The 14,778-nt window shown below is 43.1% G+C and carries 12 protein-coding genes; 9 read left to right on the top strand and 3 right to left on the bottom strand.

Annotated elements, in window-relative coordinates:
* The first annotated feature begins 2 nt into the window (after nt 1-2).
* From LGO15_RS22325 to LGO15_RS22310, 4 genes are all read left to right on the top strand, one after another.
* Nucleotides 3-1,301: a four-carbon acid sugar kinase family protein gene (locus LGO15_RS22325; protein ID WP_226086078.1), complete on the top strand. Its 1,299-nt coding sequence runs from the start codon at nt 3-5 to the stop codon at nt 1,299-1,301.
* Entirely contained in the window at nt 1,288-2,292 is a 1,005-nt protein-coding gene (pdxA, locus tag LGO15_RS22320; protein ID WP_226086077.1) for a 4-hydroxythreonine-4-phosphate dehydrogenase PdxA, read from the top strand. The genes LGO15_RS22325 and pdxA overlap by 14 nt, the downstream gene beginning before the upstream one ends.
* Before the next feature lie 271 nt (nt 2,293-2,563).
* The gene (locus tag LGO15_RS22315) at nt 2,564-3,553 is read left to right on the top strand and encodes a Gfo/Idh/MocA family protein (RefSeq protein WP_226086075.1); all 990 of its coding nucleotides are present in this window, start codon (nt 2,564-2,566) and stop codon (nt 3,551-3,553) included.
* 144 nt (nt 3,554-3,697) lie between these two features.
* Nucleotides 3,698-4,681, top strand: coding sequence for a glycoside hydrolase family 43 protein (locus tag LGO15_RS22310; protein WP_226086073.1), 984 nt, complete (start codon nt 3,698-3,700; stop codon nt 4,679-4,681).
* Nucleotides 4,682-4,737: 56 nt separating this feature from the next.
* On the opposite strand, the gene LGO15_RS22305 is transcribed toward LGO15_RS22310, so the two are convergent.
* A complete protein-coding gene (locus LGO15_RS22305) occupies nt 4,738-5,892 on the bottom strand; it encodes an ROK family transcriptional regulator (protein WP_226086071.1) in 1,155 nt (384 codons plus the stop codon).
* Between the two features lie 314 nt (nt 5,893-6,206).
* On the opposite strand from LGO15_RS22305, the gene xylA reads away from it, so the two are divergent.
* From xylA to LGO15_RS22280, 5 genes are all read left to right on the top strand, one after another.
* Nucleotides 6,207-7,523, top strand: coding sequence for a xylose isomerase (gene xylA / locus LGO15_RS22300; RefSeq protein ID WP_226086069.1), 1,317 nt, complete (start codon nt 6,207-6,209; stop codon nt 7,521-7,523).
* A gap of 120 nt (nt 7,524-7,643) precedes the next feature.
* Nucleotides 7,644-9,143 carry a xylulokinase gene (xylB, locus tag LGO15_RS22295; RefSeq protein ID WP_226086067.1) on the top strand — a complete coding sequence of 500 codons (1,500 nt, stop codon included), beginning with the start codon at nt 7,644-7,646 and terminating at the stop codon, nt 9,141-9,143.
* 51 nt (nt 9,144-9,194) lie between these two features.
* Entirely contained in the window at nt 9,195-10,229 is a 1,035-nt protein-coding gene (locus tag LGO15_RS22290) for an aldose epimerase family protein (RefSeq protein ID WP_226086065.1), read from the top strand.
* A 12-nt stretch (nt 10,230-10,241) separates the two neighbouring features.
* The gene (locus LGO15_RS22285) at nt 10,242-11,225 is read left to right on the top strand and encodes an aldo/keto reductase (protein WP_226086063.1); all 984 of its coding nucleotides are present in this window, start codon (nt 10,242-10,244) and stop codon (nt 11,223-11,225) included.
* Between the two features lie 617 nt (nt 11,226-11,842).
* Nucleotides 11,843-12,466 carry a YesL family protein gene (locus tag LGO15_RS22280; RefSeq protein WP_226086061.1) on the top strand — a complete coding sequence of 208 codons (624 nt, stop codon included), beginning with the start codon at nt 11,843-11,845 and terminating at the stop codon, nt 12,464-12,466.
* A gap of 484 nt (nt 12,467-12,950) precedes the next feature.
* Here the strand turns inward: LGO15_RS22280 and LGO15_RS22275 are convergent, their stop codons facing one another.
* The gene (locus tag LGO15_RS22275) at nt 12,951-13,844 is read right to left on the bottom strand and encodes a carbohydrate ABC transporter permease (protein WP_167834332.1); all 894 of its coding nucleotides are present in this window, start codon (nt 13,842-13,844) and stop codon (nt 12,951-12,953) included.
* A 14-nt stretch (nt 13,845-13,858) separates the two neighbouring features.
* Entirely contained in the window at nt 13,859-14,737 is an 879-nt protein-coding gene (locus LGO15_RS22270; protein ID WP_167834331.1) for a carbohydrate ABC transporter permease, read from the bottom strand.
* Nucleotides 14,738-14,778: the final 41 nt, after the last annotated feature.

The raw sequence follows: 14,778 nt of genomic DNA, 5'->3' as shown, positions 1-14,778 counted from the left end.
ATATGGGTGAAAAAATCGGAATCATCGCAGACGATATAACAGGTGCCAATGATTCAGGTGTTCAATTGGCGAAAAGAGGATTTTCTTCAACCGTAGTGTTCAATCTAGAAGGTATTAAAGAAGCAGGCTCTACCCCTGATGTTCTAGTTGTCGATACTGACAGCCGGGCAGTTGCGGGGGAAAAAGCACATGAAGCAGTTGTTAAAGCTGCTTCTCTTCTTTTTCAGAATGGGTATTCACATGTTTATAAGAAAATCGATTCTACCTTACGGGGAAATGTAGCGGTCGAAATCGCGGCGGCGGTCAGTGTTTATAAGCCTTACGCAGTTGTGATCGTACCTGCGTTTCCAAAGGTGAACAGGACAACAGTCAAAGGTCTTCATTATGTAAATGGCAAACTGATTACGGAAACAGAGTTTGGGCGCGATCCGAAGACTCCAGTTACAGAAGGGTTTATCCCTGATTTGCTGAAAAAGTCTGTGGATGAAGATATTGCTTTGATTGACCTTGATCTGATTCGAGGATCCAAGGATCAGTTGAAAACATTCGTTGAGAAATCAATAGACGGCGGGCAATCCTGGTTTGTTTGTGACAGCGAGACAGAAGAGGACCTAAAGACAATCGCAGCATTTTTTGCGAAGGTTGGCAAAAAAATCGTTTGGGCAGGCTCTGGCGGTTTAATTGAGTATCTTCCCGCTGAATTGGAGATTTTTCCACAGTCAGGCCAAGATATGAAGAAAACTGCCATCGACCGGACTCTTACCGTATCCGGGAGTCTTTCTCAAGTGACGAAAAAGCAGCTTGAAAGCCTAAAAGGAATAAAAGAAGTCGAGTTTATAGAAATAAATCCAGTTCAATTGGTTGAAGATGCACTTGAGACAAGTAGCTTGGCAGTAAACAGAAAAGCCAATCATTATGTCCTTTATGTTGATTCTTCCGAAGCAAACAGAGTGGCTGCGCGTGAAGCGGGTGACAGATTAGGCTATAACAGCAACCAGGTGAGTGAGGCAATTGCTTCCGGACTGGCGAAAGCTGCAAAAGTTTTCCTTGAACAGGTCCAGGATATCGGCGGACTTGTTTTAACAGGTGGTGACACTGCAAAAGCCGTTTGCGGTGAATTAGGTGTGAATGAAATGGAACTCCACTCTGAGGTCGAATCCGGACTGCCGTTTGGCATGATCAGGAGCGGGGAAAAAAACTTCTGGGCAATTACAAAGGCCGGTGGCTTCGGAAACGAAGACTCGCTTGTAAAAGCAGTGGAATACATGACAGGAAAGGTTGGGCAATATGAAACAAACTAAACCAGTGGTCGGAATAACAATGGGTGACGCAGCAGGTGTCGGCCCAGAAATCATTTTAAAGACGCTTGGAAATGAAGAAATCTATAACATCAGCAATCCTTTTGTCATCGGTGACAGCAAGATTCTTGAACGGGCTAAAAGCTTTGTCGGCAGTGAGTTGGAGATTCAATCTGTTACTGCTGAAGGGTTAGAGGATATTGAATATAAGCTTGGCACTGTTCATTGTCTCGACTTGAATCTTCTGCCTGCTGACCTGTCAGTCGGAGAGGTTTCTCCTGATGCTGGACATGCAGCTTTTGAATACTTGCGTACAGCAATTGAGCTTGCGAATGAACAGAAGATCGATGCGATTTGTACGGCTCCTTTGAATAAAGAAGCATTGCAAAAGGGCGGACATAAATATCCTGGTCATACAGAAATTTTAGCTGATTTGACTGGCACTCAGGATTATTCCATGATGCTTTCTGCTCCTAACTTGCGCGTGATTCATGTTACGACGCATGTAGGAATCATCGATGCAGTTAAAATGATTAATCCAGAGCGCGTCTACCATGTCATCAAGCTTGCACATGATACATTGCGCAAAGCAGGAATTGAAGCTCCGAAAATCGCTGTTTGCGGCATCAATCCGCATGCTGGTGAAAACGGCTTATTCGGTTACGGTGAAGAAGATGAAAAGGTCGTTCCAGGTGTAGAAAAAGCACAGGGAGAAGGAATCGATGCAGTAGGACCACTGCCAGCTGATACACTTTTCTTCCGCGCGGTTCGCGGAGACTTTGATATTGTCGTTGCCATGTACCATGACCAGGGCCACGGTCCGGTAAAAGTATTAGGATTGGATGCAGGTGTCAACATTACAGTTGGATTGCCAATCATCCGCACAAGTGTAGATCATGGCACAGCCTTCGATATCGCTGGAAAAGGCATTGCTGATGAAAAGAGCTTGATAGAAGCAATGAGACAGGCGGTTGAGCTTGCGCCTAAAAGATAGAGTGACTTTTTGCGTATAAAGTCTATTAAAGGTATTTCCTTCAGGGGAAATGCCTTTTTTAGTAGGGTATAAAAGGAGATTTTCTGTTGGTAAGAGTGATTTAATAGAACCTTAGTCAATCGGATAGACAAACAGAAGCAACGATTGCTAAGATTAAGGTGAAATAAGGTATATCTAGAGTATTTACTTTTATACTGGTTTGGACTGGTGTTTGCCATTGAATTGGCTACACTTTGTTTATTGCAAGATTGTACTTTGGGAGGAACGCTTCATGAAAAAAATCAAATGGGGAATTTTAAGTAACGCAAACATTGCTCAGACACAAGTCATTCCTGCGATTCAAAGATCGGCTTTATCAGAGGTCGAGGCGATTGCCAGTTCTAGTGGCAAAGCTGCAGAAGTGGCGGCGAAGCTGAATATTCCAAGAGTATATGATACATACGAAGAGCTGCTGCAAGACCCGAAAATTGATGCAGTTTATATTCCTTTGCCTAACAGCCTTCACCACAAATGGGTTCTCGAAGCAGCCAAGGACGGGAAACACATTCTATGTGAAAAGCCGGCAGCATTAACCGCACAGGAAATGATTGAGATGGAAAGGTACTGCAAGGAGCAGCATGTCTTATTCATGGAAGCCTTTATGTACCAGTTTCATCCTCAGCATGTCCGTGTCAAGGAAATCATAGCGTCTGGAGAAATTGGCGAGGTAAAACTGATGCGAAGCAGTTTCTCCTATTACATGGAGGACCGTGAGACGAACATCCGCATGGATAAAAGCCTTGGCGGAGGCAGTATCTATGATGTTGGCAGCTATTGCATCCATAGCATGCGGAATATCTTAGGAGCTGAACCGGTGAAAGTCAAAGCACATGGAAAACTCGATCCAGAGACTGGTGTAGATGTTTCGGCAGTGGCCTATCTGGAATTCGAACGGGGCATTCAGGGCGTTTTTGATTGCAGCTTTGAAGCATCCTTCAGACAGGAATATGAGATAGTGGGAACTAGAGGAAGGATTCAGGTACCCAGAGCTTTCCGTCCGGACGTGAACGGCGGAAATGGACTGGTCACGGTTGAGACTAATGGCCAGCAAAGAACTGAGAAGGTGGAAGGGGATATCTATTTACTTGAAGTAGACCATCTTTCCGAAGCAATCCTCGAAAAGAAATCCCTGATTTATCCAGCAGAAGAGACCATCGCGAATATGCGTGTCATAGATGCCTGCTATTCCTCTTTAGAAAAGAAAGAGGAAGTTACAATTTAAGCAATCAAAACGTGAGCGTTACTTGAGGCAAGAGAACCGTCCCTTTGTCCCTACGTAACAAAAGTTAGTTTAATCGGTATACAAAGTAGGTGGACTTCGTTTATAATTTGAATAGATCATAATATGAACATGGAGGTTATCAGTGTGAAAAATTCTAAGCAGAATGAACCTTTGGTTACGCATATTTTTACGGCAGATCCTTCGGCGCATGTTTTTGAAGGGAAGCTTTATATTTATCCTTCGCATGACCTTGATCATGATGAGCCTTCCAATGATAATGGGGACCAGTATAAAATGGAGGATTATCATGTACTTTCGATGGAAGATGCTGATGCTCCATGTATTGACCATGGGGAAGTGCTTCATCTGAAAGATATCCCTTGGGCAAGCAAGCAGCTGTGGGCTCCAGATGCTGCTTATAAAAACAATACCTATTATTTATTTTTCCCTGCGCGGGATCATGATGGAATCTTTAGAATTGGTGTGGCGACGAGCGAAAGTCCTGCAGGGCCTTTCAAACCTGAGCCTAATTATATTCCTGGCAGCTTCAGTATTGACCCGGCGGTATTAGTGGATGAGGATGACAAAGCATATGTTTATTTTGGCGGCCTCTGGGGAGGACAGCTTGAAAAGTGGCAGACAGGCACTTTTCTTTCTGATGCTGAAGGCCCGGCAGCGACGGCACCTGCTTTAGGACCAATCGTTGCTGAACTAACCGATGATATGCTGAACTTCAAAGGGGAACCACAGGAAATCTCCATTGTCGATGAAGATGGCAATCCGATCCTAGCTGGTGATGAGGACCGCAGATATTTTGAGGGGCCATGGGTCCATAAGTACAATGGTCTTTACTACCTTTCTTATTCAACCGGCACGACTCATAAAATTGTATATGCTGTCAGTGAAAATCCACAGGGGCCATTTGTATATAAAGGCACGATCCTTACACCTGTCAGTGGCTGGACAACCCACCATTCGATTGTTGAATTCAAAGATAAGTGGTATTTGTTCTATCATGACTGCTCGATGTCTGGCGGCGTGAACCATAAGCGTTCTGTGAAGTTCACTGAGCTAAAATATAATGAAGATGGAACGATTCAAACGATCGATCCTTATGGTGATAAATAAATTTCAACAAAGTTAAACCCGATTCAAAGGCTGAATCGGGTTTTTGCTTTTTAAAATTATGCTTCTCCAGCTTTTATAAAATGGTCAACGACAAAAGCCGAAACACCTAAAGCAGTTGAATACTTCCCAAGCTTTGAAAACTCCAGCTTCATCTCCTTTTGGTGGTATACAAGTGTATGATTTTCAATCGTCGAAAGGATTGGCTCCTCGATCCATTCTCTTATCGATGCCAACCGGTTTCCGATAATCACCTGGTCAGGATTGAAGGTATTGATGATGTTATTGATCCCAAATCCTAAATATTGCCCAATCTTTTCAAAAAGCTCGATTGCTGTTTTTTCTCCGTTTTTAGCCTGCTCAATCAAGGACTCCAATGAGTCAATATTTTCTCCAGCCATCTCCAGAAGGGCGTTTTCAGAGGCATAGGCTTCCCAGCACCCTCTGCTGCCGCAGTTACAGCGTTTTCCGTTCAATTCAATAATCATATGGCCCATTTCGCCTGAAAATCCGCTTTTCCCCTGATACAGTTCTTTGTTTAAAATAATCCCTACACCAATCCCGATTCCTGCACTGACATAAAGGATATTTTCATAATCCTGGCCTGCCCCAAACTGCTGCTCGCCGACAGCGCCGGCATTTGCTTCATTTTCGATGATGATTGGCACGTTAAAAGTTTTTTCCAGGTCCTCTTTTAATTGAATGTTAGTCCAGCCTAGATTTGGAGCAAGCAGGACGGATCCCTCTTTGTTCACAATTCCAGGGACACCTACTCCAATTCCGACAATGCCATATCTGCTGTTTGGCATCTCATCCATCAATGATTGGATCATCGTTTGGACAGTACTGATAATGGAAGAATAGGAGGTCCGGTTCACATTTTGGCTTTTTTCAACGATAATCTTCCCTTTTAAATCCGTTAACACTGCCAGGACATAGTTGACACCGATATCAACACCAATCGCATAGCCAGTATTCCTGTTGAAATGAAGGATGACCGGTCGCCGGCCGCCGCTTGAGATCCCCGGGCCAGATTCGTAAATCAGTTCATCCTCTAGTAATTCTGTGACTAAAGAAGAAACGGTCGTCTTATTCAAGCCTGTTACATTGGCAATGTCTGCTCTGGAAATCGTCTCTTTTTCGATGATTAGGCTCAGGACAAGTGCTTTATTATTTTTCTTTACAACATGCTGATTCCACGTTAAGGTTCCCACTTATTTATAGCTCCTTATTCAATAGTAATTTTATTTTATCATAATCTTAGTTTGCCAAACATACAAACTTCGGAAGATAAGGTAAAAACCGTAGCTGATAAAACCGAAGTTTAAGTGCGTTATTTGGACTCCTACAGGAATAACCTCTATGATAACTTAAAGTTTTCTTAACAATATCTTAGTTTATCAGATAGACAAACTAAGTTTGTGGTGCTATAATTTGATTTGTAACAGGATAAAGATATTTTATAAAACATATTTTTGTAAGCATTTACATGAATAATACTTAAACAAAAACAGGGAGGAATTACGGCATGGCTTATTTTGAATCAGTGAACAAAATCCAATTTGAAGGTCCACGCTCCAACAATCCTTTTGCATTTAAATATTATAATCCGGAAGAAAAAATCAATGGAAAAACAATGGAGGAACTTCTTCGTTTTTCAGTAGCGTACTGGCATACATTCACAGCTGATGGCAGTGATCCATTTGGTGTTGGAACTGCGATTCGTTCATGGGATCGTTTCCAGGGCATGGATCTGGCAAAAGCACGTGTTGAGGCTGCATTTGAACTTTTTGAAAAGTTGAATGTTCCATTCTTTGCTTTTCACGATGTGGACATTGCTCCTGAAGGCAGCACTCTAAAAGAAACAAACGAAAACCAGGATGCGATTGTTTCCATGATTAAAGATTACATGAAAACAAGCAAGACGAAATTGCTTTGGAACACGGCAAATATGTTCACGAATCCAAGATATACTCATGGTGCCGCGACTTCTCCAAATGCTGATGTTTTTGCATACTCTGCTGCAAAGGTGAAAAAGGGCCTTGAAGTAGCGAAAGAACTTGGAGCAGAAAACTATGTATTCTGGGGTGGCCGTGAAGGCTATGAAACACTTCTGAATACGGACATGAAGCTTGAGCAGGACAACCTGGCGCGTTTCTTCCATATGGCAGTTGATTATGCGAAAGAAATCGGCCTGAATGTACCATTCCTGATTGAGCCAAAACCAAAAGAGCCTACTAAACACCAATACGACTTTGATGTTGCTACTGGTCTAGGATTCTTGCAGAAATACGATCTGACAGACTACTTCAAGTTCAATATTGAAGCAAACCACGCTACACTTGCCGGCCACACTTTTGAGCACGAACTTAGAACGGCACGCATTAACGGAATGCTTGGTTCAGTTGATGCGAACCAAGGCGATACACTGCTCGGCTGGGATACAGATGAATTCCCAACAGATTTGTATACTAATACTCTAGCAATGTATGAAATTCTGAAAAATGGCGGATTGGGAAGCGGCGGCTTGAACTTCGATGCTAAAGTAAGAAGAGGTTCTTTTGAGCCAGATGATCTTTTCCACGCACATATTGCGGGTATGGATGCATTTGCAATCGGCCTGAAAGTAGCAAACAAATTAATTGAAGATAAGGTTCTTGATAGCTTCGTAGAAGAACGCTACAGCAGCTATACAACTGGAATCGGCTTGAAAATCGCAGAGGGCAAGACAAACTTCCGCGAACTTGAAGAATACGCTTATCAGTTAACAGAGATTAAAAACCAGTCTGGCAGAACAGAACGCTTAAAAGGTGTAATCAATCAATACCTTTTGGAAACACTTTAATCCGTAAAAGTATAATACAAACATAAGTATTGGGGTTGTCTAAATAACGAAGTGGTAAATCCTCGCAGTGAGGACCAGCCCTGTTAGACAGCCCCATTTCTATAGAATAGGAGGATCTCGATGAAATACGTCATCGGTGTGGATCTTGGCACAAGTGCCGTTAAAATACTGCTGGTCAATCAAAATGGAGAAGTGTGTAAGGAGGTTTCTAAATCTTATCCGCTTATCATTGAGAAGTCAGGTTACAGTGAACAAAACCCTGAAGAATGGGTTGAAAAAACCACTGAGGGTCTTGCTGAACTATTAGAGCAATTTGATGGAGATGCCAATGAAATTGAAGGCATCAGTTTTTCCGGGCAAATGCACGGGCTTGTCTTATTGGACGAAAACCATCAAGTATTAAGGAATGCGATTTTATGGAATGATACAAGAACAACACAGCAATGTGAAGAGATTTACAGTGTTGTTGGCAAGGAGAGGCTATTAGAGGTAACGAAGAATCCTGCATTGGAAGGATTCACTTTGCCAAAGATCCTCTGGGTAAAAGAAAACGAACCGCAGTTATTCGAACGTGCCAGCACGTTTCTGCTGCCTAAGGATTATTTACGTTATCGAATTACCGGGGAAGTTCAAATGGAATACTCGGATGCTGCCGGGACTTTATTGTTAAATGTGGCTGAGCGCCAATGGAGCCAGGAAATTCTAGAGGCATTTGGTCTGTCTCTTGAGTTTTGTCCGCCATTGGTGGAATCCCATGAATTCGTTGGCACCATTGCGGCTGGGTTTGCTGAGGTGACTGGGCTGACGGAAGGAACAAAAGTGTTTGCTGGTGGTGCAGATAATGCATGCGGTGCGATTGGCTCCGGGATTTTAACGGAAGGAAAAAGCTTATGCAGCATCGGCACCTCTGGTGTTGTGCTATCTTATGAAGAAAGAAATGACCTCGACTTTGCAGGAAAGGTTCATTATTTTAACCATGGGGAAGAGAATGCGTACTACACGATGGGTGTGACACTGGCAGCTGGTTACAGCTTAAGCTGGTTCAAGGATACCTTTGCAAAACAGGAAGCTTTTGACCAGTTTTTAGCGGGAGTGGACGAGGTATCAGCGGGCAGCGATGGGCTGTTATTTACTCCTTATATCGTCGGAGAGAGAACGCCGCATGCAGACTCTGCGATCCGCGGAAGCTTTATTGGAATCGATGCTTCACATGAACGGAAGCACTTTGCACGAGCGGTGCTTGAGGGCATCACATTCTCCCTGAATGAGTCGATTGAGATTTTCAGAAGCAGCGGAAAGACGATTGATTCGATCATCTCCATCGGCGGCGGAGCCAAAAACGAAACATGGCTGCAAATGCAGGCAGATATCTTCAATGCAAAAATCGAAAAGCTGGCAAGTGAACAGGGACCTGGAATGGGAGCGGCAATGCTTGCTGCATATGGCTGCGGCTGGTTTTCATCACTGAAGGATTGCGCAAAGGCATTCATCCAAGTTTCTAAAACATATGAGCCTATCCCGGAAAATGTTGAACAATATAAGAAGCTCTTTTCAATCTATCAAAATGTATACACACAGACAAAGACGCTTAATGATCAGTTAAAGGAATTCAGGAAATAACATACCCCACTTTATGTGGGGCTTTCTTTTAAAAAAGAGAGGAGGATCTGCATGGAAGTATTGAAAGAGAAATTCGGCCAAATCGGCAGCCAGCCAGTGTGTTCCTTTACTTTGAGAAATGAGCAAGGCATGGAAGTGACGGCCATTAATTATGGCTGTATCATCACAAAAATAAATGTTCCCGATCGAGATGGGAAATTTGAAAATGTGGTTCTTGGCCATGACACACTTGATGAATATGTGAACGACCCGTACTTCCTCGGTGCTGTAGTGGGGAGGGTGGCAGGACGCCTCAAAGCCGGCAGTTTTGAACTGGATGGTAAGAATTTCACACTGGTTCAAAATGATAATAGCAACCATCTTCATGGCGGATTGAAGGGTTTTGACAAGGTAGTATGGGATGCGAAGGTCATTGACGACGGTGTTCTGTTTTCCTATTTGAGCAAGGATGGCGAGGAAGGCTATCCGGGAAATCTGTACATAGAGGTAACTTACAGGCTGAATAACGACAATGAACTTTCGATCCAGTATCGGTCGCAGACGGACCAAAAGACGCTGCTTACTGTTACCAATCACTCTTATTTCAATTTGAGCGGCAATTTGAAACGGGATGTTTTAGATCATTCCTTAAAGCTGAAAAGTTCGCGTTTTCTTGAGCTGGACAAGGAATTCCTGCCGACTGGCAGTATATTGGATGTCAAACATACACCATTTGATTTTACAAAAGGTGGTACTGTAAAAGCGGGAGCTGAATCGAATCACCCCCAAAATGTTCTCGTAGGAAATGGATATGACCATCCATTTCTATTAGATGAAAACCGTGACAATGAGATTGTTCTGAAGGATCCTGAAAGCGGACGTATCCTTACGGTCGAAACAGATGAACCTGCTGTTGTCGTGTACTCGGGGAATTCGCTAAAAGAGGATGGGAACTTCAGAGGCGTTCCTTCCAGAAAGCATTTGGGAATCTGTCTCGAAACACAAAACTATCCTGATAGCATTCATCACCCTCATTTTCCATCAATGGTTCTGGACAAAGGGGAGATGTACTCGTCTATCACAAAATATAAATTTGGAATGGAATAAGGAGATGATGAAATGAAGTACCGTGAATTGGGAAATACCGGAATAAAAATCAGTGAAGTGAGCTTTGGGACATGGGCAATCGGTGGATCATGGGGAAAGACCAATGATGAAGAAGCATTAAGGTCTCTCGAATACGCAATCGAACAGGGTGTCAATTTCTTCGATACAGCCGATGTGTATGGTGACGGCCATAGTGAAGAGTTGTTAGCGAAGGCGACCAAAGGCAAGGAAGACCAGGTTTATATTGCAACAAAGTTCTGCCGCCAGGGGGACATATTCGATCCGCAAAACTACAGCTATGAAACAGTCAGGTCTTATTGCGAAGATAGTCTCCGCCGTTTGAACCGGGAGGCAATTGATTTGTATCAAATTCATTGCCCGGCTACAGAGATTTTGAGGGATGGCAGTGTTTTTGAAGTGTTGGACCGCCTTCAGGAGGAAGGGAAAATCCGTCACTATGGAGTCAGCGTCGAAACGGTTGAAGAAGGGCTGATCAGTCTTGAGAATCCTAATGTCAAAAGCCTGCAGATCATCTTTAATATGTTCCGCCAAAAGCCGCTCGAAACATTAATCCCTCAAGCTTATCAAAAAGGGGTAGGGCTGCTGGTGAGACTGCCGCTTGCAAGCGGGCTGCTGACAGGAAAATTTACGGCAGGGCATGTGTTTGAAGAGGATGACCATCGCCACTTCAATGAAAATGGAGAGGCGTTTAATGTAGGAGAAACATTTGCCGGCCTTGGGTTCAAAAAGGGTGTTGAACTGGCCGATCAGCTGAAGTGGATTGCTGAAGAACGCCAATCAATGGCAAGTGCGGCATTGCGCTGGATTCTTGACCAAAAGGAGATCACTTGTATCATACCTGGCTTTAAAAACATTAATCAGGTGAAGGATAACCTCGGAACATTGGAAACAAAGCCATTCACCGAAGAAGAACTGCAGACAATCCAGCGTTTTTATCAGGAGAATGTGAAGGATTTTATCAGGGGACCTTACTGATAGAGCTAGCAAGCATAGGGGAATTTAGAGTAACCAGGCGAACGGTACCCTTATAAAGAAGAGAAGAGTCACATAAGGGTATCAAAGAGAGCGAATCGTATCCTTATGAGGAAGAGAAGAGCTGCATAAGGGTCTCTATGGGTATGAACGGCACCCTTATGAGGAGGAAAAGTGCTGCATAAGGGTCTCTATGGGTATGAACGGTACCCTTATGAGGAGAAAAAGTGCTGCATAAGGGTCTCTATGGGTATGAACGGTACCCTTATGAGGAGGAAAAGTGCTGCATAAGGGTCTCTAAGGGTTCAAACGGTACCCTTATGAAGAAAGTAATGACTACATAAGGGCATTTAGGAGCTTGATAGAATCTTTCCAAAATATATAGAAGAGTAGACGGATGCTGGTATAAGAAATCTGCAGCCCTTCTAGCAATAAATCCAAGCACAAAGGTAAAATTTGTGCTTTCTTTTTTGATTTTGTGCGGTGGACGCTTATTCAAACTGTTTTATAATAGTAGCAGGAAATTATTCCGGACAAAACAAGTAACCTGGTTTTACTTTTTCTAAATTGGTACCGTTTTGAAAAGAGATAGATGAATGGAATGTGGTTGGAGGGATTGGATGAATACATTGGCAAACCGGGCTTTTGCAGCTACGGAATGGATTACGAAATTTGCCTATATAAATCTTTTGTGGATCGGGTTCTCACTCGCTGGTCTCATTGTCTTGGGGTATTTCCCAGCGACGATTGCAATGTTCACGATCATTCGCAAATGGCTCAAAGGGGAAACGGAAATTCCGATTTTTCGTACCTTTTGGACAACCTGGAAATCGGAGTTTTTCCACAGCAATGGATTAGGATTGCTCGTAGCGGCAGTCGTCGGGCTTATTGTCTTTAACCTCGTCTTCGTAGAGAGGTCAGGAGACGGTTTTACAAGTGTCATTCAGATCCCAATCTATCTGTGTATGTTCGCTGCCATCATGACTATACTCTATCTATTCCCAGTCTATGTCCACTTTGAGTTAAAGTGGTTCCAGATGGTTAAAAACTCATTCCTGATGATGCTGATCAGCCCGATTGAAAATATAGTGATGATCGCAGGAATCGTAGCCGTGCTATTCGTCATAAAATTCATTCCCGCATTAGGCTTCTTCTTCGGCGGCAGCCTCATAGCAGCCATCATCATGTCCGCTGCCTATCTCGTTTTCGGCAAGATGGACAGGAAAAGAAGGGTAACTGAATAAAAAATAATAAAGAAAAAGGCCCAATGGGACTGTTTGCTGAATGTTTGTGAACAGTGTTATTGGGTTTAGTTATTACTTTGGCAATGAGAAGTTAGGGAACAGAATTTTTGCGTATATAAGTCTATTTATTAATGAGAATATATACTCCACCCCGAAAAGTTAAGAAGTCCTGTTGATTGGAGTGGAGGGCGCGAAGACTCCTCCGAAAATGCTTACGCATTTCCATCGTGCGTGTGCAAATTCGAGGAAGCTCAATCAAAGTCCTGCGGGCTCCAGCTGGACAGGTGAGACCCCGCAGACGCCAACGGCGGTGAGGAGGCTCACCGCCAGCCCCGCGGAAAGCGAAGCGCCTGGAACGGAAATCAACAGCCCCATTTACCCTCATACCCTCAATCCAAAATAAAGACTGTAGACAAGCTCAAGTTCATCGAGTGTGTCTACAGTCTATTTTACTTCTTATCAAGTATTCTACTGTTATCCCATATCAACCCTTAACAGATCCAGCAGCCATCCCCTCAACAATCTTGTCACTCAAGAACAAGAAAGCCAGCAGGATTGGAACAATACTGATTACTAGAGTTGCTCCGATCGCGCCCCAGTCTGTTAAATATTGTCCTACGAAGTTATTGATCCCAACCGTAAGCGTCTTCCAGTTGTCTGAACTGATGAAGGTGTTCACAAACACGAACTCATTCCAGTTGTAGATCATATTGATGATGGCGGTTGTTGATAGAACCGGGACGGTCATCGGCAGGGTGATCTGGAAGAAAATCCTGTGGACCGAGCATCCATCCATGACCGCGGCTTCTTCAATCTCCCTCGGGAAGGTTCGATAAAAACCTAATAGAATCATAATCGTTAATGGCAGGTTGAATGCCGTATACGATAAGACTATCGATACAGGGCTATCAATTAAGTTAGCGTTGTTATACATATTGAACAAAGGTATGATGGTCGAATGCAATGGAATCATATAAGCGACCAGGAATAATCCTAGAACAAGGCCGCTAAGCTTCCAGCTCATACGTGTAACAGCAAATGTCACGAAGCTCGCCAGGATGATCGTAAGGGCAACAGATAAAACGGTGATCCATACACTGTTGAAGAAATAGACTCCAATATTACCAGAAGTCCAGGCCTTGGTGTAGTTGCCCCATTGCGGATCTTGAGGCAGCGAGAAAGGTGACATCCCGAATACTTCCTGATTGGTTTTCAATGAAAAGAACAACAGCCATACCAATGGGTAAATTTGAATGACAGCAAATAACCCTAATATTAGATAAAGAAATCCAAATCCGATTTTGTTCAAGTAAGATTTCTTTGTTTTTTGGGGTGCGGAAAGGGTCGTTGCTGCTGGTTGTGTGCTAACCTCGCTCATTATGTTTCACTCCCTTAAAATTGAACATCGTCTTTAGATTTCGTCAGTTTCGAAATTAGCCAGGTCATGAATAGTGCAATCACCAATAGTCCAAAACCGATGGCACTGCCATAACCGAAATTATTCAATTTAAATGCTTCTTTATACATATAAGAAGCCATTACTTCACTGGCACCGTTAGGACCGCCGCCGGTCATGACATAAATCAAATCAAAATATTTCAGTGAACCAACTACTGCGAGCATGATTGTCACTTTAAAAATTCCAGAAATCAGAGGCAGTTTTATCTTATAGGCAATTTGGAAAGAGCTTGCTCCATCAATTTTTGCTGCTTCGATGATTTCATCTGGTACATTTTTTAATGCCGCATAATAAATCAAAATGTAAAATCCTGCAAATTGCCAAATAATCGGAATGAAAATTGCATATAATGCGATCTCTGGGTCTGCCAGCCAAATTGGTGTATTTTCCACACCGAACATTTCGAGTAATCTATTGGCCATTCCGTTCGTTGGATCGAAAATCTTCATCCAGAGCTGGGCAATGGCAACAGAGGATAATAGCATTGGAATTAAATAAATCTTCCTTAATAGATCAGAACCCTTGATTTTACTGGCTAAAATCAGGGAAATAACAAGGTACAGCAGCAAGCTCGCTGTAGAGAAAATGGCTAAAAGAAAAGAATGATAGGTACTTGTCCAGAACATTTTATCCTGTACGAGGGTGATATAGTTATCCAGCCCAATAAACGTCATCTCACCGATTCCGTCCCAGTCCATTAAACCGTAATAGCCTGATAAAGCGATGGGAATATAGATAAGGGTGAGGATGAGAAGTAGCGCTGGAAGCGTATAAAGGGCGATTACGTATTTATTCGACATAACATTTTTCATGTTGGTTAGCCGCCTTCCTTTCCTATAAAGAAGAGGGCATA

The organism is Mesobacillus sp. S13 (genome assembly GCF_020422885.1).
Taxonomy (GTDB): domain Bacteria; phylum Bacillota; class Bacilli; order Bacillales; family Cytobacillaceae; genus Mesobacillus; species Mesobacillus selenatarsenatis_A.
The sequence above is the reverse complement of the archived record's forward strand: the minus strand, read 5'-3'. Positions and strand labels throughout refer to the sequence as shown.